The sequence below is a fragment of the Vicinamibacteria bacterium genome, from assembly GCA_035620555.1.
GTDB lineage: Bacteria > Acidobacteriota > Vicinamibacteria > Marinacidobacterales > SMYC01 > DASPGQ01.
Genome location: DASPGQ010000351.1, coordinates 1 through 22847, shown reverse-complemented (window position 1 = coordinate 22847; position 22847 = coordinate 1). Strand labels below are relative to the sequence as shown.

The 22847-nt window shown below is 62.9% G+C and carries 20 protein-coding genes; 12 read left to right on the top strand and 8 right to left on the bottom strand.

Annotation, left to right across the window (positions count from 1 at the left end):
• Positions 1–171: 171 nt before the first annotated feature.
• Entirely contained in the window at positions 172–1251 is a 1080-nt protein-coding gene (locus VEK15_14390; GenBank protein HXV61882.1) for a DUF3500 domain-containing protein, read from the bottom strand.
• 33 nt (positions 1252–1284) lie between these two features.
• The gene (locus VEK15_14385) at positions 1285–2886 is read right to left on the bottom strand and encodes a hypothetical protein (protein HXV61881.1); all 1602 of its coding nucleotides are present in this window, start codon (positions 2884–2886) and stop codon (positions 1285–1287) included.
• Positions 2887–2982: 96 nt separating this feature from the next.
• Between VEK15_14385 and VEK15_14380 the strand changes: the two genes are divergently transcribed.
• The 10 genes from VEK15_14380 (at position 2983) to VEK15_14335 (ending at position 15075) form a co-directional block, all read left to right on the top strand.
• Positions 2983–3969: a MoxR family ATPase gene (locus VEK15_14380; GenBank protein HXV61880.1), complete on the top strand. Its 987-nt coding sequence runs from the start codon at positions 2983–2985 to the stop codon at positions 3967–3969.
• Between the two features lie 20 nt (positions 3970–3989).
• On the top strand, positions 3990–4871 hold the full coding sequence (locus tag VEK15_14375) for a DUF58 domain-containing protein (GenBank protein ID HXV61879.1): 882 nt from the start codon (positions 3990–3992) through the stop codon (positions 4869–4871).
• Complete coding sequence (locus tag VEK15_14370) at positions 4868–5788, top strand: hypothetical protein (protein ID HXV61878.1); 921 nt, start codon at positions 4868–4870, stop codon at positions 5786–5788. Before VEK15_14375 ends, VEK15_14370 begins: the two co-directional genes overlap by 4 nt.
• Positions 5785–6774: a VWA domain-containing protein gene (locus VEK15_14365; protein ID HXV61877.1), complete on the top strand. Its 990-nt coding sequence runs from the start codon at positions 5785–5787 to the stop codon at positions 6772–6774. Before VEK15_14370 ends, VEK15_14365 begins: the two co-directional genes overlap by 4 nt.
• Positions 6774–7787 carry a VWA domain-containing protein gene (locus VEK15_14360; protein ID HXV61876.1) on the top strand — a complete coding sequence of 338 codons (1014 nt, stop codon included), beginning with the start codon at positions 6774–6776 and terminating at the stop codon, positions 7785–7787. Before VEK15_14365 ends, VEK15_14360 begins: the two co-directional genes overlap by 1 nt.
• Positions 7784–8497, top strand: a complete 714-nt coding sequence (locus tag VEK15_14355) for a tetratricopeptide repeat protein (GenBank protein HXV61875.1) — start codon at positions 7784–7786, stop codon at positions 8495–8497. The genes VEK15_14360 and VEK15_14355 overlap by 4 nt, the downstream gene beginning before the upstream one ends.
• A gap of 4 nt (positions 8498–8501) precedes the next feature.
• Positions 8502–10289, top strand: a complete 1788-nt coding sequence (locus VEK15_14350) for a BatD family protein (protein HXV61874.1) — start codon at positions 8502–8504, stop codon at positions 10287–10289.
• Positions 10286–11038 (top strand): tetratricopeptide repeat protein, encoded by a 753-nt coding sequence (locus VEK15_14345; protein ID HXV61873.1) that lies wholly within the window; start codon positions 10286–10288, stop codon positions 11036–11038. Before VEK15_14350 ends, VEK15_14345 begins: the two co-directional genes overlap by 4 nt.
• Before the next feature lie 207 nt (positions 11039–11245).
• Entirely contained in the window at positions 11246–13957 is a 2712-nt protein-coding gene (locus tag VEK15_14340; protein ID HXV61872.1) for a hypothetical protein, read from the top strand.
• A 209-nt stretch (positions 13958–14166) separates the two neighbouring features.
• Complete coding sequence (locus tag VEK15_14335; GenBank protein HXV61871.1) at positions 14167–15075, top strand: PhzF family phenazine biosynthesis protein; 909 nt, start codon at positions 14167–14169, stop codon at positions 15073–15075.
• A gap of 3 nt (positions 15076–15078) precedes the next feature.
• On the opposite strand, the gene VEK15_14330 is transcribed toward VEK15_14335, so the two are convergent.
• The gene (locus VEK15_14330; GenBank protein ID HXV61870.1) at positions 15079–16317 is read right to left on the bottom strand and encodes a beta-ketoacyl-[acyl-carrier-protein] synthase family protein; all 1239 of its coding nucleotides are present in this window, start codon (positions 16315–16317) and stop codon (positions 15079–15081) included.
• A 37-nt stretch (positions 16318–16354) separates the two neighbouring features.
• Positions 16355–16846 (bottom strand): MarR family transcriptional regulator, encoded by a 492-nt coding sequence (locus VEK15_14325; GenBank protein ID HXV61869.1) that lies wholly within the window; start codon positions 16844–16846, stop codon positions 16355–16357.
• Between the two features lie 44 nt (positions 16847–16890).
• Between VEK15_14325 and VEK15_14320 the strand changes: the two genes are divergently transcribed.
• Positions 16891–17265, top strand: coding sequence for a VOC family protein (locus VEK15_14320; GenBank protein ID HXV61868.1), 375 nt, complete (start codon positions 16891–16893; stop codon positions 17263–17265).
• Here the strand turns inward: VEK15_14320 and VEK15_14315 are convergent.
• Both VEK15_14315 and VEK15_14310 read right to left on the bottom strand, forming a co-directional pair.
• Entirely contained in the window at positions 17262–17840 is a 579-nt protein-coding gene (locus VEK15_14315; GenBank protein HXV61867.1) for a gluconate 2-dehydrogenase subunit 3 family protein, read from the bottom strand. The two genes, VEK15_14320 and VEK15_14315, sit on opposite strands and share 4 nt — an antisense overlap.
• Positions 17837–19522: a GMC family oxidoreductase gene (locus tag VEK15_14310; protein HXV61866.1), complete on the bottom strand. Its 1686-nt coding sequence runs from the start codon at positions 19520–19522 to the stop codon at positions 17837–17839. Before VEK15_14310 ends, VEK15_14315 begins: the two co-directional genes overlap by 4 nt.
• Positions 19523–19578: 56 nt before the next feature.
• Between VEK15_14310 and VEK15_14305 the strand changes: the two genes are divergently transcribed.
• Positions 19579–20898: a Gfo/Idh/MocA family oxidoreductase gene (locus tag VEK15_14305; GenBank protein ID HXV61865.1), complete on the top strand. Its 1320-nt coding sequence runs from the start codon at positions 19579–19581 to the stop codon at positions 20896–20898.
• Here VEK15_14305 and VEK15_14300 read toward each other — a convergent pair.
• A complete protein-coding gene (locus VEK15_14300; protein HXV61864.1) occupies positions 20895–21815 on the bottom strand; it encodes a DUF1080 domain-containing protein in 921 nt (306 codons plus the stop codon). The two genes, VEK15_14305 and VEK15_14300, sit on opposite strands and share 4 nt — an antisense overlap.
• 66 nt (positions 21816–21881) lie before the next feature.
• On the bottom strand, positions 21882–22847 hold a 966-nt coding region (locus tag VEK15_14295; GenBank protein ID HXV61863.1), incomplete at its 5' end, for an aldo/keto reductase.

Here is a 22847-nt window from a genome sequence, read left to right as displayed (position 1 = left end):
GGCGAGGACGTCGTTGACGGTTTTCTGCGCGCAGCCGAGCCCGACCACGGCAATCAGGGAAGCAAGAAGCAGCCATTTGGTGTTTCCGCTCATGTTTTCCTCCACGAGACGGAGACTTAGCAGCCTTCGTGCCAGACGGGTAGGGGTTGTAACTGTAAGCAGAATCGTCGATTAACGGCGCGTGGGCTCCGTGTGCCTGTCATCTGGAGTGGACGGTTCGGCGCCCACTGAGACGTGAAGATGGCGATGATGGGGGCTTCGGGCATAGTGATCCGTCAAAGGATCCACACCCCCGAAATCCCCTTCCAGATCGCGCCAGACGGTATGGATGTGATTCGCGTCGTTCTGGGTGTTGTCGTACTCGACGAGGAAAGTCGGTCCGTGAATGCGGTAGTAGTGAGGCTCGCCAGGCTCCGCGCCACCCGCCCAGGCGAAATGAATCGCATCGAGCCCTCGGTCGGCGATGCGTGACAGCTCGCGCTCGGCGAGATCGGGTCGCATTCTGTAGGCGTAGAGCCGGATGAGCTGGAGCATGGCTTCCTTTTGCTCGGGAGTCATGTCGGCGTAAGCAACGCCCTTGGGCTCGCCGATCTCGGCCCGTCGCGACGCTTCGGTCACGATGTCGCGCGGCGCTTCGACGTCGATGAGGACGCGGCGATCGGCCAAGGTGTCGTGGAGCGCACGGCCGAGGACCTCTTCCTCGGCGAGAACCCGCATGCCCTTGTGCGAGCCCTCGGGAACGATGGCGGGGTTCGCTCCCATGAACGCCGGTGACGAGGATGCGACCTCGCCGTCGCGAAGACTGAAATTGAGCGACAGGTGGTGCCCTTCGACGCGAAAGCCCCACGTTCCCGATGCCGATGGCTCGCCGAAAACGGTGAAGTAATACGCTTCGGGATCGCGGATGTCGCGCCGCTCCCTCTCGAACAGGATCTGATCGAGATACATGATCTCGAGCGCTTTCCGCATGCCGCCGTGACTGAGACCGCTCGCGAGAAGCGAGTCGGCGAGCTTTCGCTGCGCCGGAGTCATGACCTTGTAGGGAACGCCCTTCCTGTCGCGCGGGATGTAGTGCCAGTTGGTACGCTCCTCGCCGGCAAAGGGCAGCTTCGCCAGGGAGAGCTGCTCGTCGGTGAGCGCCGACAAGAAGTGCGTTGCCCCGCTCACCATCTCCCTCGCGGCGCGGTCGGTCTGCTGGGCAAAAGCGCCAGCGGCCAGCGCAAGAAATGCCACCCCAATTCGATATCTCACGGGCACGGCACCCTCCTCCCGCGCGCGACGCGATCAGCGATCTTCAGTGGTTGCCTGAAAACCGCGTACCTCCTCGAGGAAAGGAACATCGGGATCGGCGTCACGTAGGAACGTCTCGAGCATCTCGTAGCATCGCGTCGCCGTTTCCTGGTCTTTCAATTGCGTGGACGAGCGCGCGAGGCCGAGAAGCGAGGCCGTGCGGTTGGGCATCCTCTGCAGGCTCGTCTGAAATTCCCGGACGGCGTCCTGGTGCCGCCCCGCCTTGGCGAGGAGCTCGCCATAGAGCTCGTGCGACGGCTTGAGGGGATAGGCCGGCCCCGAGGGCGGATCCTGCTCCTCTTCGATCGAGGCCGCCTTGGCGAGATGGGAAAGGGCCGCGTCGGTATCGCCCCGCACCATGGCGGCGAGGCCGGAGAGCTCGTGCTCCATGATCGCGTAGTTCTTCGCGGCGTAATCGTCGCTCCGGCCTTCGGCCTCGGCGCGTAGCTTCGCCATGCGGGTCGCGGCTTCGGCGGTACGTTCCGCGTCCTTGGCCTGCGCCGCCCCCATACCCGCCGCCAGAATCATGTTGGCGGTCGAGCTGTATCGACTGGTATCGTCGTCCCCCTCGGGCAGCGCGACGGAGCCGAAACGGCCGGTCTCGATGAGGTAGGTGGCTTCCATCGACGAGCGGATTCGCTCGAGCCGGGTCGATTGCGTCTGCTTCGCCGCGTCTTCGACGATCTTCACCGCGTCGAGGACGTCGTCCCAGACCCCGCGCTGGAGATTCGCGTAGGCACGCCACTGCAGGCTGTGGTAATCACGCTTCTCGATCGAAAGGCCCTTGCTCTCGACCCATTTCGCCGAGGCGTTGTACGACTCGAGGTTGGACTGGGCGACCCGGTCCCACATGCCGTGCTGGACGAAAATGTGAGACGGCATGTGGAGGGCGTGATGGGCCTCGGGCGCGATCTCGGCGTAGCGATCGGCAGCCGGTAGCGCCAGCGGAGCGTGCTCGGGATCGTCGAACGAGTGGATGACGTAGTGGGCTGCCCCTGGATGATCGGGATGCTTCTGGAAAATATCGAGCACGATGGCGCCCGCCTTCATCTGGCGAAAGAAGCCATGCTCTCCTGGCCGAACGAGCCCCAGAAGGGAAAGGGCGTGAAAGGCCGCGGCCTCGGTGTCCTCGGGAAATTTCTGGTGCAGCCGCGCCATCGCTTTTTCGTAGGCGCGGTCGCGGTCGAGCTTGTCTCCCTCACCGTACAGCTCTTCCACCGCTTCGAGATACAGGCGCTCGCGCTCGGTCGGCGCTTTGTCCATTCGTTCCGTCCGCGTTTCGCCGAGACGCCTGAGCACCGAACGCGCCGAGGCGATGTCTTGCTCGGACCAGAGGGGATGATTGTAGGTCATGGCCTCGCCCCAGTAAGCCAGGGCGAAAGCCGGATCGATCTCCTGTGCGTTCTGGAAAGCCTCGGCCGCCTCCTCGTACCAGAAGCTGTGCAGAGCGGCTACCCCTCGCAGGAAGGCGTCTTGCGCCTCGGCGGCACCCGAGTTGGGGAAGTCGATCGCGCCGAGGTTAGAGCCCGATTCCGCGGCGATGGCGGGTGTCGCGAGCAGGAGCACCGAGAGGGCGGTGCGGAGAACGTCCTTCATGAGTCGAATCCTTTCCGGCCTGACGAAGAGGCCTCATTGTTACCGAACATACTCCCATGGTCCGTGTTTCGTCAATTGCTATAATTTGGCGGCGCCATGGAGACGGGAATCGACGCGATCAACGAGCGGGTCAAGGCGGAAAGCGCCTTCGTCCAAACGCTCCTGTCCGAGCTCTCCAAGGTCATCGTGGGACAGAAGGACATGCTCGACCGCATGCTCATCGGAGTCTTGAGTCGCGGACACGTCCTGCTCGAAGGCGTTCCCGGTCTCGCGAAGACGCTCGCGGTACGAAGCTTGGCCGACGCGATCCACGCGCAGTTCCAGCGCATTCAGTTCACGCCCGATCTGCTCCCCGCCGACCTCGTCGGGACCCTCATCTACAATCAGAAGGAAAGCGTATTTGTCCCCAAGAAAGGACCGATATTCACCAATTTCCTCCTCGCCGACGAGATCAATCGTGCGCCGGCCAAGGTGCAGAGCGCGCTCCTCGAAGCGATGCAGGAGCGCCAGGTGACGATCGGGGATACGACCTACGCGCTTTCCGAGCCCTTCGTCGTGCTGGCAACGCAGAATCCCATCGAGCAGGAAGGCACCTATCCTCTTCCCGAGGCTCAGATCGACCGGTTCATGCTGAAGCTCAAGCTCCAGTATCCCAACCGGAAGGAAGAGCGCGAGATACTCGAGCGCATGTCGAGAGAGGACCAGCCGCGCGCGGCTCGTGTGGTCGAAGCCGATGACGTTCTGCGAGCGCGAAAAGTCGTCGAAGAGGTCTACATGGACGAGCGCATCAAGGAATACATCTTGTCGGTCGTCTTTGCTACGAGAGAGCCGGCCGAGCTCGGTCTCGACATCGGGCCGCTGGTCGAGTTCGGGGCCTCGCCGCGGGCGACGCTCTATCTCGCCCAGGCGGCGCGGGCACATGCCTTCATTCGTTCGCGAGGCTACGTCACACCCGAGGATGTGAAGTCGGTCGGCCCCGACGTCTTGCGCCACCGCATCATCCTCTCCTACGAGGCGGAGGCGGAAAACGTCGAGCCGGAAGAGATCATTCGCCGCATCTTCGACACCGTGGAGGTGCCCTAGCCTTCCTGCTTTGGTCGGTCATGCTTCCTCGTGAGGTTCTCGAGAAGGTCCGTCGCATCGAGATCCAGACTCGGCGCCTGGTTACCGATGCGCTCGCTGGCGAGTACCACAGCATCTTCAAGGGCCGCGGCATGGAGTTTTCCGAGGTGCGCGAGTACCAGATGGGAGACGACATCCGCACCATCGACTGGAACGTGACCTCGCGCACCGGAACGATTCACGTCAAGAAGTTCACCGAGGAGAGAGAGCTCACCGTACTTCTGGTGCTCGACGCCAGCGGCTCGGCGGATTTCGGAACGAGATCGCGGTTCAAGCGGGAGGTTGCCGCGGAAATGGGTGCGCTGCTGGCCTTCAGCGCCATCAAGAACAACGACCGCGTGGGCGCGATCGTATTCACCGACGACGTCGAGATGTACGTGCCCGCACGTAAGGGGAGGGCCCACGTACTGCGAGTGATCCGCGATCTCCTCTATTTCGAGCCCCGGGGAAGCGGTACCAATATCGCTCGGGCCTGTGAGTACCTGAACCGCATCACCCGCAAGCGCGCGGTCGTCTTTCTGCTGTCCGACTATCTCGACTCGGGCTTCGACAAGCCTCTGCGCGTCGCCGCGAGGAAACACGATCTGATCTCGGTGGTCATCGCCGATCCCCGCGAAGCGTTGCTGCCACCGATCGGGCTCGTCGTGCTCGAGGACGCCGAGTCGAACCGAAGACTTCTTCTCGATACCTCGGATGGCAAAGCGATGGAGACCTATCGCGGTTGGATCGCCGAGCGGCGCGACCGGCAGCGGGAAGAGCTCAAGGGAATGGGTATCGACGTCATCGAGATCCACACCGACGTGCCCTACGATCTGCCGCTCATGCGTTTCTTTCAAATGAGGGCGAAGCGGCTGCGGCGATGAGGAGGATACTCGTTTGCGCGCTCGTCGTCGCGAGTGGCTGCCGGGAGGCACCCTCGCCCGAGCTCCCGCCCGAAGGGCCGGTCGAGTGGTCGGTGAGTGCGGCCACCGACGGGAACGAGGTTCAAGTAGGCCAGGACTTCACCCTGACCTTGACGATTACCCATCCCCCTGGGGGCCACTACCAGCCTCCTCTCGCCGCCGATTTCGACCCTTTCGAGGTTTTGGAGCACACAACGGAAGACGTGTCGCCGTTCGAGACGCGGCTCTCTTATCGGCTTGCGGCCTACCGTCTCCCCGGCGAGCTTACGATTCCCGCCCTGCGGCTTCACTACCGAGACGAGAACGAGGAAGTTCGAGAGCTCGTCACCGAAGAGATCCCCGTGCGGCTTTCGACTTCACTGACACCCGACGTCACCGAAATCCACGACATCAAGGATCCCGTGGGTCTCTCGGTTCCAAGGGATTATCGCCTTCTATGGCCGCTCGTTGCGTTGCTGGCAGCGGGGATCGCCTATGTCGTTATGGCGAAGCTCCGTAAAGCTCCCTTGGCCAAGGCCCCGGCGCCGGATCCTCCCCCTCCAGCGGATGTGGAGGCGGAGGCAGCGCTGAGGCGCCTCGCCGACAAGGAGCTCATCGAGAAAGGGGAGATTCTCGCGTTCTACTCGGAACTTGCCGAGATCATGAAACGTTATGCGGGCAGGCGGTTCGAAGTGCCCTATCTCGAGCGGACGACTTCGGAGATACTGGCCGATCTGGGAAACGGTCATGCCGACCTCCGCGCTATTCTGGAACAGTCGGACCTGGTGAAGTTCGCGAAGCTGATGCTCGGAGCCGATAACGCGCGCGGATGTTTCGCTCTCGCCGAGCGTTTCGTCGCCGAGACACGTCCATCGGCGCACGAGGAGGCGATTGCGTGAGCCGGCTCGCTCATCCCTGGCTGCTGCTCGGACTGGGCCTCGTTCCCCTTCTCATCGTGTGGTTCCTGCGGAGATCGGGAGGCGAGCCGGCACTGCGGTACTCGGAAACCTCGATGCTCCGACGGCTCGAACCTTCCCTGGCCGTCCGGCTCCACTGGCTCCCCTTTGCCCTCCGGCTGTGCGCGCTCGCACTGCTCGTGGTGGCCCTCGCCAGGCCTCAGCGGGGGGTTGCCGGCGAGGAGATCCGTGCCGAAGGCGTCGACATCATGCTGGTGATCGACGTCTCCTCGAGCATGCTCGCCGAGGATTTTCGGCCGAACAACCGCTTGCTGGTCGCGAAGGAGGTCGTTTCCGACTTCATCTCGCGCCGCGACAACGACCGCCTGGGCATGATCGTCTTCGCCCGTCATGCTCTCACGAAGACACCGCTCACCCTCGACCACGACATCCTGCTGACGCATCTGGAAGGCGTCGAGATCGGAAGCATTCCCGATGGCACGGCGATCGGAAACGCGATCGCTTCCGGCGTCAACCGATTGAAGGCTTCCGACGCCAAGAGTCGCCTGATGATTCTGCTCACCGACGGTGAGAACACCGCGGGGGAGGTCGACCCCATCACCGCGGCGCGTCTGGCAAAGACGTTCGGCATCAAGGTCTATACCGTCGGTGTGGGCAAAGGGGGACTCGTGCCGTTTCCGTTCCGCGACCCGCTGTACGGCACCGTTTATCGCAACGTCGAGATCCCCATCGACGAGCAGACCCTGGAGCAGATCGCAGATTTGACCGAGGGGCGATTCTTCCGCGCACGGGATGCCGAATCGCTTCGCTCGGTATATGAAGAGATCGACACTTTGGAGCGGACCGAGATCGAGCAGGTCCAATACGTTCGCTACACCGAGCTCGCCCCTCGATTCATGGTGGCCGCGCTGGGATTTCTCCTGCTCGAGGCGCTCTTGGCCCGCACCCGATTCTCGAGGTTCCCCTGATGCAGTTCGCATCGCCCCAGGCCTTCTATCTCCTCTTTCTCATTCCCGTGCTTCTCGCGTTCTTCATCTGGACGTCGAAGCGCCGCAACCGATTCAAGGCGGTGCTCGGCGACGAAACGCTCGTCGAGAAGCTTTCGCTGCGGGTGAGCCCGGCCCGGGACCGATGGAAGCCCACGCTGTTGCTGTCGGGCCTCTTCTTTCTCGTGATCGCCATGGCCCGGCCGCAATGGGGCCGCGGCACGGAAGAAGTCGTAGCCCACGGGGTCGACATATTTCTCGTCCTCGACACGTCGTTCAGCATGGATGCGCCCGATGTCGCCCCCTCGCGGATGGAACGGGCGCGCTATATCGCCTCGGAGCTGATGGAGCGTCTGCAGGGCAACCGCATCGGGCTCATCGTTTTTTCTGGCACCGCGTTCGTCCAATGCCCGCTCACCTTCGACTACGGTGCCGCCCGAATCTTTCTCGACACGGTCACCACCGGGATCGTACCGGAGCCGGGCACGAACATCGTCGCCGCCCTCGAGGCGGCCATGCGCGGATTCGTTGCCGAGGGCTCGCGCTATAAAGTCGTCGTGCTGCTCACGGACGGCGAGCAGCAGAGCGGGGACGCGGTGGCCCTCGCCGAGAAAGCGAGAGACGACGACATCACCATCCACACGGTCGGGGTCGGGACACCCGGTGGTGAGCCCATTCCCGTCCGCGACGAGCGCGGCAACGTCACCGACTACGTTCGCGACCCCGAGGGTCAGCCGGTTCTCAGCCGTCTCGACGAAGAAACGCTTGGGCGGGTGGCGCTTTTGACCGGAGGGAAGTACTTTCGCATTTCCGAGCGTGACCGGGAGATCGAGGAAATCTCGACCCTGGTGACGGGCATGGAGGGTGAGGAGCTCGAGTCGCAACTGTTTCGGAGGTTTCAGGAACGCTTCTATTGGCCGCTCGCCCTGGCCCTCGTTTTCCTCATCACCGAGACACTCGTGCCTCGGGAAAAGCGTGTGAGCCGGACGTCATGAGATTGTGGCTGTCGGCTCTGGTCGTGACCCAGTTGCTCGGATCCACGGAAGAGACGGCCACGCGCGAGGGGAACGAGCTCTACCGTGAAGGCAAGCTCGACGATGCCCTGGCGAGTTATACGAAGGCGCAAGTCGATCATCCCGAGGCGCCCGAGCTCCACTACAACATCGGTAACGTCCACTATCGCAAGGAGGATACCGACAAAGCGATCGAAGAGTATCGAACCGTGCTGCAGGCGGGCGACGAGCTCAAACGGCGCGCCCATTACAACATCGGAAACGTACACTACAAGGCTCAAGAGTGGCAGGAGGCAGTCGACGCCTACAAGAGCGCACTCCAAATCGATCCGAGCGACGTCGAGGCCCGACAGAATCTCGAGCTGGCGCTTCAGAAGTTGAACCAGCAACAGCAACCGCAGCCGGACCCGCAACAGCAGCAGGACCGAACGGGGGAAGACGAGCAGCCGAGTCGCGACCAGGACTCCCCGGACGATCCGCAGGATCGAGGGGAGGAGAATCAGAATCAGCCGGCTCCCGAGACCCAGGAGAGAGGAGACGACCAGTCCAACGCGCCACCCACCCCGATGGAGATGAGTCCGGAGCAGGCGGAGCAGATCCTGCAGGCGCTCGCCCAGATGGAGCGGTCCCAGCAGCTCGAGCTCCAGCAGAAGCAGAAGGCGGCGGCGAAAGGGAAGGGGAGATACTGGTAGGGCCATGCTTTCTGCTCTCGCGATCCTTCTCGCCCAGCAGGTAACCGTCGGAGCAACGGTGAACGCCGGGCGAATCGGCGTCGAGGACGCGCTCCAGCTGACCGTGTCGATTTCAGGTGGGGAACCGTCGGCCGAGCCGGTCCTTCCCGAGCTACCTCAATTCCGTGTTGCCGGCCGCTCGACCTCGAGCCAGTTTCAGATCGTGAACGGGCAGATGTCCTCGACGCGCTCGTACATCTATCAGCTGCTTCCGCAGAAAGAAGGGAAGTTCGTCATCGGCGCCGTCGGCGTCGAAGTCGGCGGGGAGAGGTACGAGACCGATCCCATCGAGGTCGAAGTCGTGGCCGGCTCGCTCGTCTCCGGACGCTCGCGAGGTCGTTCGCTCGACCCGTTCGATTCGATCTCGCCGTTCGGCCGCCGTCGCGATTCGCCGCAGGTCGATGAAGGGGATGTCTTCGTCCGGACCGAGGCTTCGAAGCGCTCCGCTTTCCTCGGAGAGCAGGTGGTCGTAACCTATCGGCTGTTCAGCCGTTACGTTCCGCTCGGACCGGAGCTCGACGACGATCCCCCGCTCGAAGGCTTCTGGGTGGAGGAGGTCGATCCCGAGGCCGAATCGAACGCCGAACGGCGCATGATCGACGGAAAGCCCTACGTCGTTTTTCCCATCAAGCGGAGGGTGGTCTTTCCTACCACGACCGGCACGCTCACCATTCCTCCCATAACGCTGTCGATGGCCTTCCGCCTGACGTCCAACGATCCCTTCGATGCGTTCTTCTCGCGAGCATCCGCCCCGGTGACCGTACGGTCGTCGCCGGTAACCATCGACGTCGCGCCGCTTCCCGAGGCGGGACGAACGCGTGATTTTACCGGGGCGGTCGGCGAGTACGAGCTGAATGCCAAACTCAACAAGGAGAACGTTCCCGCGGGACAGCCCGTTACCCTCACCGTCTCCGTGGAGGGCAAGGGGAATCTTCGTTCGATGGATGCCCCCGTCCTTCCCGAGCTTTCGGGTTTTCGAGCCTTCGATCCCAAGACCGACGAGCAGACCGTGGCGGGTGCGACGGGACTCGCCGGCAGCAAGACCTGGGAGTATGTGCTCGTCCCCGAGTCGGGCGGCGTCAAGGAGCTGGGACCCTGGAGCTTTCAATACTTCGATCCGGAGCAGAAGAAGTACGTCACCGCTTCCGTCGGCCCTCTGCAGCTCGTGGTCGAGGGCGGCGGTATCGGCGCGGGAGCCGACGCGATCTCCCCTCCGCGCGGCGAGGTGACCGTTTTGCGGCAGGACATCCGCTACCTCAAGGATCCGCCGGATCAGTTGGGCGCTTCGAATCGACCATTCCACCAGAGCGCGTTCTTCTACTGGAGCCTCGCTCTTCCCGTGCTCTGGAACCTCGCTTTCGTCGCCTATCTTCGTGGAAGAGAAAAGCGACGTCTTCATTCTGACGTCTTTCGGAGCCGCGCGGCGCACCGTACCGCGAGAAAGCGTCTCAAGAAAGCGGCTGGGCTCGCCGATGTCGCTTCTCGGGACTTCTACGAGGAGATCGCGGCCGCCCTCTACCGCTACGTCGGGGACAAGCTGTCGCTCAGCCCATCGGGGCTGACATCCTCGAGTATCGACGAGCTCCTCGAAGCTCGGAACGTGCCGGAAGAAGCGAGGAGAGAGTTTCTTTCCGTGCTCGAAAAATGCGAGGAGGCGCGGTTCAGCCCGGGGAAGAGAACCCGCGAAGAAATGTCCGCTCTCCGCGAGCGCGCCGAAGCCCTCCTCGTCTCCCTGGTAAGGCAACTCGGATGATGCCTGTCGCTTTGTGGCTTCTCCTTCAGGTCCCCTTCGAATCTCCGCGGGAGGCGTTTCTGAGAGCCGAAGCGCTGTACCAGGAGCAGCACTACGATGAGGCGATCGAGGCCTACGAGGCGATGAGGGCTCAGGGAATCGAGGATGGCACTCTCTATTACAATCTCGGCAACGCGTATTTCAAGGCAGGTCGTCTCGGTCGCGCGGTTCTCAACTACGAGCGCGCTCGCGAGCTGCTTCCCGGAGATCCGGACGTTCGCGCCAATCTGGCGTTCGCGAACGAACTGGTCGCCGAATCCGTCGAGCCCCCGCCGCTTCCACTCTTAATAAGGTGGGCGGTGGATTGGTACGAGCGGCTGAGGCCGAGCACCTTGGCGCGTATCCTGAGCCTCGCGTTCCTCGTAGGGGGGAGCGCCGTCACGTTCCTCCTATCCCAACGCTGGCCGGCGCTTCGAACTCCGATGCAAATCGCCCTCGGCGTCTCCGTGGCCGCGGCTTTGGCTTCGGGTACGAGTCTTTTGGCAAAGCTCGATGCCGAGGCCTCACGTCATGACGCCATAGTCCTCACCGAAAACGCATACGTTCGGAGCGGGCCAGGAGAGGCGAGCCCGCGTCTCGCGGAGATCCACGAAGGTCTCAAGGTCAGGGTCTTGTCCCAGCGGGAATCGTGGCTCCAGGTCGAGCTGGCAAACGGCCTCAACGGCTGGATCCCGAGCGAGCAAGTCGAGCGGATTCGAATCGCCGAGTGATTTCGCGAGCCGATTCGCGATGGGCCGCGTCGCCGCGGACGAAAGCCCGGAGGAGCGATCGGGGGAATACCCCACGAACCGTGGGCACTCGCCCCCATTCGGGATGGACCGAGCGACGCAAAAGGTTGAGCCGACGAGGCTTTCACGCCGCAACGCTTGGCACGGCTGTTGCGTCCCCTTCGACAAATCTCAAAGAGGAGTCCGTTCATGTCCACCATTTTCGAAAGGCTCTTGAACCGCGAGCCCGGGGCGAAACCGTCTTCCGAGGAGCTCCGCGAGATCGTCGCCATCGCCCACCAAGAGTCGAGTCGCCTCGCCAAGCTAATCGACCAGGCCCAGCGCGACCTCTACTCGGAAAAGCAGATTCGTGAGTCGCTGTGGGCAATGGGAGAACGGCTGTCGGAGGCGGACGGATCGATATCGGCATTCGAAGAACGACTTGCCTCGGTGCACGAAGCGGCCGAGGCGGCGACGGCGCTCGAGGGTCGTATCGGAAGCCTGGTGGAGTTCGTGAAGTCGGCGCACGAGCGAATACGTCAGATCGAAACGCGAACCGACGAGATTTCCCAGGCTCGTGAGAGCATCGATCGGCTCCTCGCGTCGAGCGCGGAAGTCGATCGCAAGCTCCAGAGTTTCGAAGGACACTCGAAGGAGATCCAACATCGAACCGAAGAGCTCGAGCGCATGAAGGAAAGTCTGGAAGCGCTCGACTCGCAGTTCGGTCTCATCCGCGACGACTACGAGCGTCTCCGGGACACCGTGACCGCCGTCCGGCAGGAATCGGGAATCATCGAAGACAAAGCGCGATCGGTCAAGCAGCAGCTGGATCGCGCCGACGAGATCAGTCGGCACGCGGAGCAAATGGTACAGAGTCTCGACAACTCCCCGGCGCTCGCTCAGAAGACACAAGAGCAGCTCAAAGCGCTGAACGGCCTCGCCCAGCACGTCAACCAGAAGCTTCGCACCCTGGGCGGTACCAAGGAGCTCGTGGATCGCGTCACTCTGCAGCTCAACCAGGTCAACGAGCTCGTCTGGGAAGTCGACCGGAAGATAAAGAAGATCAACGAAGAGAGCCAATGGATTCGGGAAATCGAGGGCAACGTCGAGCGTTTTCAGGAGCTGCAGCGCGAGCTCGCGTCCGACATCGAATCCGCCTCGGAGCAGAAGTCTCGGTTCGTCGACACCAGCGAGAGATTGAAAGAAGAGATCTCGGAGGCCTTGTCGCAACTACAACAGCGACTCGATAGTGCCGCCCTGCTGAAAGAGGAAGTAGAGATCATCAATCGTCGTGCGATCGAGGTTCACGATTCGCTCGAAAGAATCGAAGACCACATGAAGGCTCTGGCGGAGAAGGACCAGGAGCTCCGGGGGGCGCTCCAGCTTTCCGCGGAGCTGCAATCCCGTTTGGACCAGCGCCGGAACGACGTCGAGAGCGTCGCGTCGAAGGTCGAGGCGATCCGGGAGTTCGAAACCCGATTGGACGCGATGATGGAGCTCGCCCATCGGGTAGCGGCCAAGGTCGAGACGGTGGCGGCGAAGGAAGCCATGGTTGCCGAGACCAGCGCGAAGATCGCCGAGATTACCGAAGCGCGCGTCGAGATTCGGAACGATCTGGAGAAACTCCGGGAGAGCCGCGACGAGATCGAAAGAGCTCACAAATTGCTGGACACGTTCCGTCAGACGAGCCTTACGACCGAGAGCACGATCCGCGAGATGGTGCCGCGACTTCAGACGGTGGAGGTCGTACAGGAACGACTCGGGGTGCTCGATCACCTGGCGAGCTCGATTCAGCAACGCATCGACGATCTTCTGCCGCGCGCTTGCTTCGTGGAGAACGTCGAATCAAGGCTGAACCGTCTCTTCGAGCTCAGCCAGGAGGTCGACCAGAGAATCGACGGTCAACTGGCTCGGAAGGCGGAGCTCGAGGCGATGAACGCGGCCCTGGACGGCCTTTCGTCCCGAAGCCGGGACATGCAGGACCTGTTCCGGTCTCTGAAGGAGAACAAAGCCCTACCCGAGATCGAAGAACGGATGGTTGCCCTCGCAACCCGGGTCGACATCTTTCAAGGAAAACTTGCGAGCCTCGAGCCCATCGAGCAAGCCATGGGGGACAGGGAGCGCCGGGCCGCCGAGCTCGCGGTCAAGCTCGAAGGCCTTTCCCGCTCGGTCGATCAGCACGGCGATCGCGTGGGGCTGTTGGGCCAGGAGCTCGAGACTCTGAACGGCGGACGCCGCGAGTGGCTCGAAGGGGTACATCGCGTCGAAGAGGAACAGAGAACGCTCGAGGAGCGCGCCAAAGACGTTCGTGAGCAGCTCTCCCATCTTCAAGCGCTCGCGTCGGACCTCGAGGGCAAGCGAGCGAATCTGGAGGCCTCGGAAGCCAGGATGTCTCAGCACGAGAAGCGGCTCGCGGAGCTCGAGTCACTCATGCACGATCTCGATGGAAAGATCGCGGAGGTAGACGAGCGTCAAAGGTCGGTCGAGCACCTGCGCCAGCAGGTGAGCGTCCTGTTCGAAGCCACGGAGAAGACACGAAATGACGCCATGGCGGTGCTCGAGGCGCGGCGAGAGATCATCGAGACGAAGGAGCAAGTCGATCGGCTCTTACGCGAGACGTCCGCTCTGGGCGACAAGTACGCGGATCTCGAGACGAAGCGAGCCGGCATCGATCAAGCCCAGGCGAAGATGGCTCATCTCACTCACGTCCTTTCGGACATCGACGCCAATCTAGAGAACCTCAAGGAGCATCGCACCGTCGTCGATCATGTCTCGGGAAAGATCGCTCGACTCGACTTCGCCCTCCAGCGAGCGGAAGCGGCGACGCGCGAGCTACGTGAGGAGCGAGCGCTGGCGAGCCGGATCACCAAGAGCCTCCAGGAGCAGAAGTCCGAGCCAGTGGCGGGCAAGGCGAGGCACTAGAGTACTCAATGCCGTGGCGGGACCCGTAATCGATCGTGCCGCCACGGCTCGGGATGCTTACGGCGCGGCAAGCGCGCCGGGCTCGCTCCGCTCGCGCAGGCTGGACTGCACTTTTTCATCAGCCTGCTAGGGCTGCCGCTCGAGTTGTCCTGTGACATCAACGGTTTGGCGCATCGGTGCGCTAGCCTGTCCCCTGGAGGGAAGAGCTCGTGGACCTGCCATTCATGACCGTCGATGTCTTCACCAAAACACCCTTTGGCGGTAATCCGCTTGCGGTGGTGCTGGAGTCCGAGGGGTTGGACCAGCAGACGATGCAGCGTATCGCCGGCGAGTTCAATCTGGCGGAAACGACGTTCGTTCTGCCGCCCCAGGATTCGTCGCATACCGCCGAAGTCCGAATCTTCACCCCGCGGCACGAGCTTCCTTTCGCGGGCCATCCCAACATCGGTACGGCATTCGTCTTGGCTTCCAGGGGAGAATCGACGGCCCGCGCCCCGCGGGAGCGCCTGCTGTTCGAAGAGAAGGTCGGGCTCGTCGAAGTCGACCTCCTGACCAAAGGGTCCGCGGTGACGGGGGCCCGTCTTCGAGCGCCTCGAATACCGCAGCGCGGCGAAGAGATTCCCTCGAAGCTCGTGGGCGAGGCCTGTTCGCTCCCGGTCGATGTCTTCGAGACAAGAAACCACCCTCCTTTGGTAGTCTCGAGCGGCATCCCGTTCGTCATGGCGGAGCTCAAGTCGCTCGAGGCTCTCGCGGTCGCGACGCCTCGGACGGACGTTTTCGCGAAAGAGCTCCCCTCCGAACGAGCGATCGGAGTACTCCTGTATGTATCGGTGGACCGGCCCGACGCCGACATCCGCTGCCGAATGTTCGCGCCCCTGCAGGGTGTCTTCGAGGATCCGGCAACCGGCAGCGCGAACGTCGCCCTCATCGGGCTTCTCGCGAGTCTCGAATCGGAACCCGATCTCAAACTGACCAAGACCATCGTCCAGGGAGTCGAGATGGGGCGTCCGAGCGTCCTCGAGGCCGAGGCCGAGAAAAGAGACGGCGGCATTACCGGCGCGTGGATCGGAGGTTCCTGCGTCGCGATGATGCAGGGAACCCTTTCGCTTCCCGGCTAGATTCTAGGCCGCCTCCAGGATCAGGCACGCGTTCGTGCCTCCGAAGCCGAACGAGTTCGACAGGGCGCGGCGGACGGAAGCGTCGGTTGATTCGAGAACGGGCGGATAGTCTTCTATCTCCGGATCGAGCGGGCGTGCGTTGACCGCGGGCGCAATCCAGCCGCCGCGAAGCATCTCCAGGGTGAAGATGGCCTCGATGGCGCCGGCGGCGGACACGGGATGGCCGGTGTAGCCCTTGGTGGATGAGTAGAGGACGTGCCGTTCACCGAACACACGGCGCATGGCCCGAACCTCGGAAACGTCGCCGAGCGGTGTCGACGTCCCGTGGGTATTGACGTAATCGATTTCGTCCGCCGTGACTCTCGCATCCTCGATGGCTCGGCGCATGGCGGCTTCGGCGCCTTCGGGAGATGGGGCTACCATTTCCCCAACACCATCAGAAGACATCCCATAGCCTCGCAGGACACCCAGCACGTTGGCGCCACGCTTCTCCGCGACTTCCAGGGCTTCGAGCACCAGGATCCCCGCGCCCTCGGAGAATATGAAACCAGCACGATCTTTCGCGTAGGGTCGCGATGCTCGTTCGGGGTGGTCGTTGTCGCTGCCGTTGTAAGCACGCATCGAATCGAACCCCGCGAAAAAATGAGGGTCGGCCACTTCGACACCTCCGGCGATGGCGCCGTCCACGATTCCTTTTTCGATGAGAATAGCCGCCAGAATCATGTTGTAAGGACCCCCGGCGCAGGCGGCGGAGGCGGTGAAGGACGGTCCCGTCGTCCGCAAGACGTTTACCAGGTTCGCGGATACGGTGGAGGCCATGAGCTTGGGGATGATCGTGGCCGACACGCGTCTCATACCCGACGAGTCGAGCGTTTCCGAGATCTGCTGATGGCTCGCCACGTCGCCAGCACCGCTTCCGACCACGACGGCAAACGCTTTCGGGTCGACCCGGGCTCGATCCAGGGCGTTTCTCGCCGCATGAAGGGCCATCAGAGAAGCCCGGCCCATGAAGCGGGACTGCTGTTTGGAAGCTCCCAGCTCCGCGGGATCGAGATCGTTCGGGTAGACCCCGATGAGCTTGCACCGGGCACCATGGCGAACCGCTTCGTCGTATGTTCGAAACGGCGTGTTGCGTCCGGCCCGGAGGTCGGCACAGATCGTTTCCAGATCGTCACCAAAGTGGCAGAGCACGCCGGCGCCGGTGACGACCACTTCTCTTCGAGGTTGTCGCATGAAAGCCATAGTCTACTCTACCTTTGCGCTCCGCGAATTCCCGCGGCTAACGACTACGCGGTCTCGCCGCCCGCGCCGATCGGATGACCCGAGGGTGGCGTTCCGGAAGCGCCAGGCGCTCGATGATGGGGATGGATTCCTTTAGGCGTTCTCGTTCTTCGGGCGATAGCCTCTCGATCTCCGAGGAGAGCTTCCTGACGCGCCGCTGCCGTCCCTTCACCAGGAGGGATCGTCCTTCGCTCGTCGCCTCGACCCTCTGGATCCTCTCGTCGTCGGCATCGGTCCTCCGCCTGACGAGTCCGTCGCGCTCGAGCTCTTTAACCAGTCGCGAGATCGTGGGAGGACTCACCTGTTCGGCCCGGGCCAGCTCGCTCATCGTGACCGGACCTCCGAAGACGATCACCGAAAGGGCCGAGGCCCGAGGCGCCGAGAGACCGGAAGCCTCGTCCTCGACGCGCAGCTTTCGAAGAAGGTGGATGGCCGCGGAATGCAGGCGATCGGAGAGCTCGAATGCCTCTTGACGTCGACTCTTGGCCATCGTATATTTACTTAGCTAAGCTAATTATCATACGGAGGAATCCCATGACAACGCTCTCCGAAATCGGCCAAATCGCGGTGACCGCGAAGGATATCGACCGTGCGGTTGCATTCTACCGCGACAAGCTGGGCATGAAGTTTCTCTTTCAGGCCCCACCGCAGCTGGGCTTCTTTTCCTGCGGGGGCGTGCGCCTCATGCTCGCCGTTCCCGGGGAGACAGAGCACGACCATCCGGCGTCCGTCATCTATTACCGGGTGCCCGACGTGCAGGTTGCCTATCGGGAACTCTCCGGTCGCGGAGTGAGCTTCACCCGTGAGCCCGCGGTGGTGCATCGTACCGACGAGTACGAGCTGTGGATAGCGCCCTTCGAGGATTCGGAAGGGAACACGCTCGCGCTGATGTGCGAGAAGGCCCGCTAAGGATCCAGGCCGAGTTTCCTCAGCGCTTCGGGAGGGCAGCCGGTCCATTCGGTGACATAGACATTGCCGCGATAGTCGAGATCCTCCATCCCCATTTTGCTGGTAAAGAAACCGGTAGCGGTGAGATCCCGAAAGGCGTTGAAGAACCCGACTCCGTGTGAAAGCCCGGGCGAGGCACGCTCGGGCCACGCGATCTCGTCGAGAAGCGACGTGCGTTCCACGGCGGATGCCTCGACGAACGAGGTGCCGAAACGGTCGCGGCACTCGTTGTCGAGCCACGCCAGCCCGCCCCTCATGGCGATCTGGCGCTCGGGCTCGTCGGTCATCATGAAGTCGATGAACTCGGGAACGCCGGCGTCGGTGGCGCTTCCCGAGCGCTCGTCACCGGGGATGAGGAGATCCACGAGGAGACGAACCGTCTCGTACTCGTGACGGTCGAAGAATGTGGGCGCGTAGCCGCCCGCGGCTTTCTGGACGGCCCGGTGAGCGCTCTCGACTTCGCGCGCCGTGATCGAAAAAGCGGCCGCCGTCGGCACCGACGCCAGCAGGGCGAGAGCTTCTCTTCGATCGATCAAAGGTTTCCTTTCCTCCGTTCTTCCGCGATGTACTCTCCGGTTCGCAGGGCCAGTGCGAGGATCGTCCACGTCGGGTTCTTGTTGGGATTGCTGACAAAAGGCCCCCCGTCGGCGACGAAGAGGTTCTTCACGTCATGCGCCTGGCAGAAGGCGTTGAGCACGGAGGTTCGGGGAGAGGCTCCCATACGGGTAACACCGACCTCGTGAATGATCCGGCCGCCGGGGAGAATGCCGAAGTCCTCTTCTCGGGTCGGCATCGGCGTAAGAGGAGTTCCGCCAAGGTGCTCGATGATCCTGTGGAACGTCTCGTGCATGTGTTTGACTTGAAGCAACTCGTTCTCGCTCCACTCGAAATGGAACTTGAGGACGGGTATTCCCCATCGGTCCACCGCTTCGGGATCGATTTCGCAATAAGAGCGGGCGTTTGGCACCATCTCGCCCCGGCCGGAGAAACCCACGGTCGCTCCGTACCGAGCTCGATAAGCTTCCTTGAGTGGTTTTCCGTAGCCGCCTCCGAACGGGGTTTTCTCGATGCCGTCGAGAAATCCGAATCGTGGCATCCGCCGGCCGCCCCAGAGCTCGATGTGATAGCCCCGAGGGAAGTCGAGCCGCCGGTTGTCGAGCCACCAGGGCATGTACAGGTGGTCCCCGGCGCCGTCCTCGTTGTGCGGAGGCCCGTTCGCGAGTCGGGGAAAGTAACCGGCAGCATCCGTTCCCGTGCTGTCCATCAAGTACTTGCCGACGACTCCGCTCGAGTTCGCCAGCCCATCGGGAAACAGGGCCGAACGAGAGTTCAGGAGCAGCCGTGCGGATTCGCAGGCGCTTGCGGCGAGGACGACGATGTCGGCGGCAACCTGTCGATCGTTTCCATCGGTCTTGTCGACGTAAGAGACCCCCGTCGCGAGCCCGCGTCCGTCGGTAGTGACTTCGCGCGCCATCGCGTTCGCGACCAGCGTCAGACGCCCCGTCGCCAGGGCCGGCGGGAGGAGCACCGTGGGCGACGAGAAGTTCGAATGCGCGGCGCAGCCTCGGCCGCACTGGCCGCAGTAGTGGCAGGCCGGCCTTCCGTTGAGGGGGCGGGTGAGAATCGACATCCGTGAGGGGATGCAGGTAATGCCGAGATCGTCGCACGCCGTCTTGACCCACCGCTCGTAGCATCTCGGCTCCGGTGGGGGCTGAAAGATTCCATCGGGATCGTTGGGAAGGCCTTCGTTCGTTCCATAGATCCCGATGAGCCGATCGATCGCATCGTAGTAGGGCGCGATGTCGGCGTAATCGATCGGCCAGTCGTCGCCGAGCCCGTCGTGACTTCTCGGCTTGAAGTCACGAGGACCGAAGCGCAGTGAGATGCGTCCCCAGTGGTTCGTCCGTCCACCGAGCATGCGAACGCGAAACCAGTCGAACAGGCTGCCGTCGGCAACCGTGTAGGGCTCACCATCGAGTGACCAACCCCCGAGTCCGGCGTCGAACTCCCCGAATTGCCGCTCGGGCGTCTTGGCGCCACGCCTCGGCGATTCGTACGAGAACTTGAGCATGGCCGAGTCTCTTGCGGTGTCCCACATGGGTCCCGCTTCGAGCAGCACCACTTCAGCTCCCGCTTCGGTCAGCACCTTGGCGACCATTCCACCGCCGGCACCCGAGCCCACGACCGCGACGTCGTAGCGTCTCTCCTGAGTTGACATTCTGGAACACTCCAGTAACACTCCGCCGACCAGGAGTCAATCGAGGAGATGGAACCATGAGACGTCGTGAATTCCTCAAGACGAGCGCGCTCGCCGCCGCGGCCACCAGCCTCGTGCCCAGCGCATTCGCCAGGCAGGCGGCGCCGGATCGCATTCGTGTGGGAGTTCTCGGCTCGGGAGCTCGTGCCCAGGAGCTCATGCGGTCGGCGCTCGAGATTCCCGGAGTCGAGCTCGCCGCCGTCTGTGACGCTTACCAGGGGAGAGCCGAGCGAGCGAAGGAGATTGCCGGGAGTGCCTCACGCATCCATGCCGACTACCGAGAGATCCTCGATCGGAGTGACATCCAGGCGGTATTCATCGGCTCGCCCGACCACTGGCATCGCCAGATGTCGCTCGACGCTCTGGCCGCGGGGAAAGACGTCTACATCGAGAAACCCATGACGTACGACGTCGACGAGGGCCTCGAGGTCATCGCCGCCGCCAAGATGTCCGATCGCATCTTTCAGGTTGGAAGCCAAGGCATGAGCTCCGCCACGCAGATCAAGGCGAAGGAGCTGATCCAGTCGGGTGCCCTCGGACAGGTTACGCTCATCCGGGCCTCTTACAATCGCAACACCGCGGGCGGCGCCTGGATCTATCCCATTCCTCCGGACGCATCGGAGCGCACCGTCGACTGGGAGAGGTTTCTCGGCCCGGCGCCTAAACACCCGTTCAGCCTGGAGCGATTCTTTCGGTGGCGGTGCTACTGGGATTACTCCGGCGGCATCGCCACCGACCTGTTCGTGCACCTGGTGACGACCATCCACTTCGTCATGAGCGCGAAGATGCCGGAGACCATCATGGCGTCGGGACAGCTCTATCGATGGAAGGAATCACGTGACGTGCCCGACACGGTGAACGCGATACTCGTCTACCCCGAGGGCTTCACCGTCAACCTCTCCTCGACGTTCAACAACCAGTCGAGCCGCGAGTCGGGGTTCGAGATCCTCGGGACCGAAGGCGCAATCGCCTTCCGCGGAGGCTCGCTCGTCTACACGCCGGAAAACCTCTACGAGGACAACCGCTGGGTGGTGGAGTCCTGGAAACAAGAGCTGGCCGAGGCGTTTTACGAGGATCCGGACGTTCAGGCGCGGGAGACGCCCGAGACCTGGACGCCCGAGATGAAGTCGTCGCAGCAGACCTGGGATGAATGGGGACGAAACGCCACCGTCGTTCACCTCGCTCATTTCATCGATTCAGTGCGCTCGCGAAAGCCTTCCGTTCAGGACGCGCTCACCGGCCACCGTGCCGCTTCGGTGGCCCACCTGATCAATGCTTCCTTGAAGCGCGAGGAGCCCGTAAGCTGGGATTTCGCCGCCGAGAAGATGAAGGCCTAGAGCGCCGGTGTCAGCACCATATTTCTATAGAGAATTCGTCCGTGGTCGCCCTGGAGGAAGATCGGGCCCGGCTCTGACTCCTTCGAGTCGAGCGCCCCACCGGTGATACCGGGTATCTCCTGGTTGTCGACGACGGTCTCTCCGTTCAAGACGACCGTTACCCAGCGCCCGAGAAGCGTGATGTCGAAAGTCTGCCATTCGCCCGGGGGAAGGGCGGCGTTCGACGTCGGAGTGACCTGCCCGTAGATTCCCCCCATGTGGAGGGCGTGCGGCTCCTTCCCGTGATCGTCCTGCACCTGGACCTCGTAACGTCCCCGAAGGTAGATGCCGCTGTTGCTTCCCGCGGGAACCTGGACCTCGATGTGCAGTCGGAAATCCTCGAAGCTCGACTCGGTTACGAGGTCGGTTCCGGCATCGTCGTTGACGAGCACGCCGTCTTCGGCGCGCCAGAAGTTGGACGCCTCGGGGTGGCGCGGCCTCCACCCGGAGAGGTCGACGCCATTGAACAACTCGATCGGCTCGCCCCATTCCGGCTCCACCGGCGCCGGAAGCATTGGCGCGCGCACCGCAATCCAGTCGCGATTCTCTCCCTCCGCGGTTGTCAGCGCTCCGCGGATTTGTTCCCCTTCCAGGTTGGAGTGATAGCTCGTGCCCTCGACGTTCCACATGAGATGGGCTCCCATTGCCTGGACGTCCTCCATCGGGAGCGCGTGGCCGAAACGGCCCTGAAGGCGTCCCGCGAGCCGGCCGCCGGTCTCCTCGACCTCGAACCACAGGGGATAGCTGTCCTCTCCCCCCACGGTGACGTCCCAGCGGCCCAGGAGGCCGGAGTCGAACGGCCCCTCCGGCTCCGGGGTGGGTTCGGACCCACAGGAGACCAGAGCTACGGCGATGGTAGCGGCGAACGAACGAACCATGACGCTCTCCTTCGGTCAACGATTGATGTTGCCAGGCACGATCCCTTGACCTGATTTGAATAACTCCTACGTTCGTGGCACGGGCGCGTTCGGAGCAATGAGCCCCCGCTCCCGGAGCTCCATCCAGAAACTTTCCGGAATCGGATGGGACATCATATTCGCGTTCTCTTCCACTTCGGACGCGCTTCGAGCACCGGCGAGCACGCAAACGATGGCGGGATGTGCCGCGGGAAACTGGAGAGCAGCCGCCTTGAGCGGAACGGCGTGCCGTGCGGCCACGCTTTCGAGACGCTTCACTTTCTCCAGGATCGTGGACGGTACGTCTTCGTAGTCATAGTGGCCGTTGCCGGAGCTCCCCGTCGCCAGGATCCCACTGTTGTAGGGCCCTCCGAGAAGTACGGAGATTCCTCGTCGCTCGCATTCCGGCAAAAAGGTGTGGAGCGCGCTCTGGTCGAGCAACGTGTACCGGCCGGCCAGAAGGAAGCAATCGAATTCTGCCCGCTGCGCGAAGTCGTAGAGCATTTCCCACTGGTTCATTCCCACGCCCAGGGCCCGAATACGACCGGCGTCGCGGAGCTCGGCAAGAGCGGGATAGGCCACGTCGAGAGCCTGCTCGAAATGATGGTCAGGGTCATGAAGGTGGAGGATGTCGATGCGCTCGACGCCGAGCCGCACCAGGCTCGATTCGAACGAGCGGTGGATCCCGCTCTGGCTGAAATCGAAGATCGGATTCATCGGCAGCACGTCGCGGTATTTGTGATCCTCGAGGTCGCCGTCGACGGCGGGCATGAGCACACGGCCCACCTTGCTGGACAGCACGAAGCTTTCGCGTGGGTAGCGTTTCAGCTCGCGACCGAGACGCATCTCGCCCAGGCCGTGCCCGTAGAAAGGAGCGGTGTCGAACGTGCGAACCCCGGCGTCGTAGGCGGCTCGCACTGTCTCCCCGGCATCGCCGTCGGAAACGCTCTCGAAGAGCCCGCCCAACGGCGCGCCACCGAGCCCGAGGCGGGTAACACGAAGGCCGGTGCTACC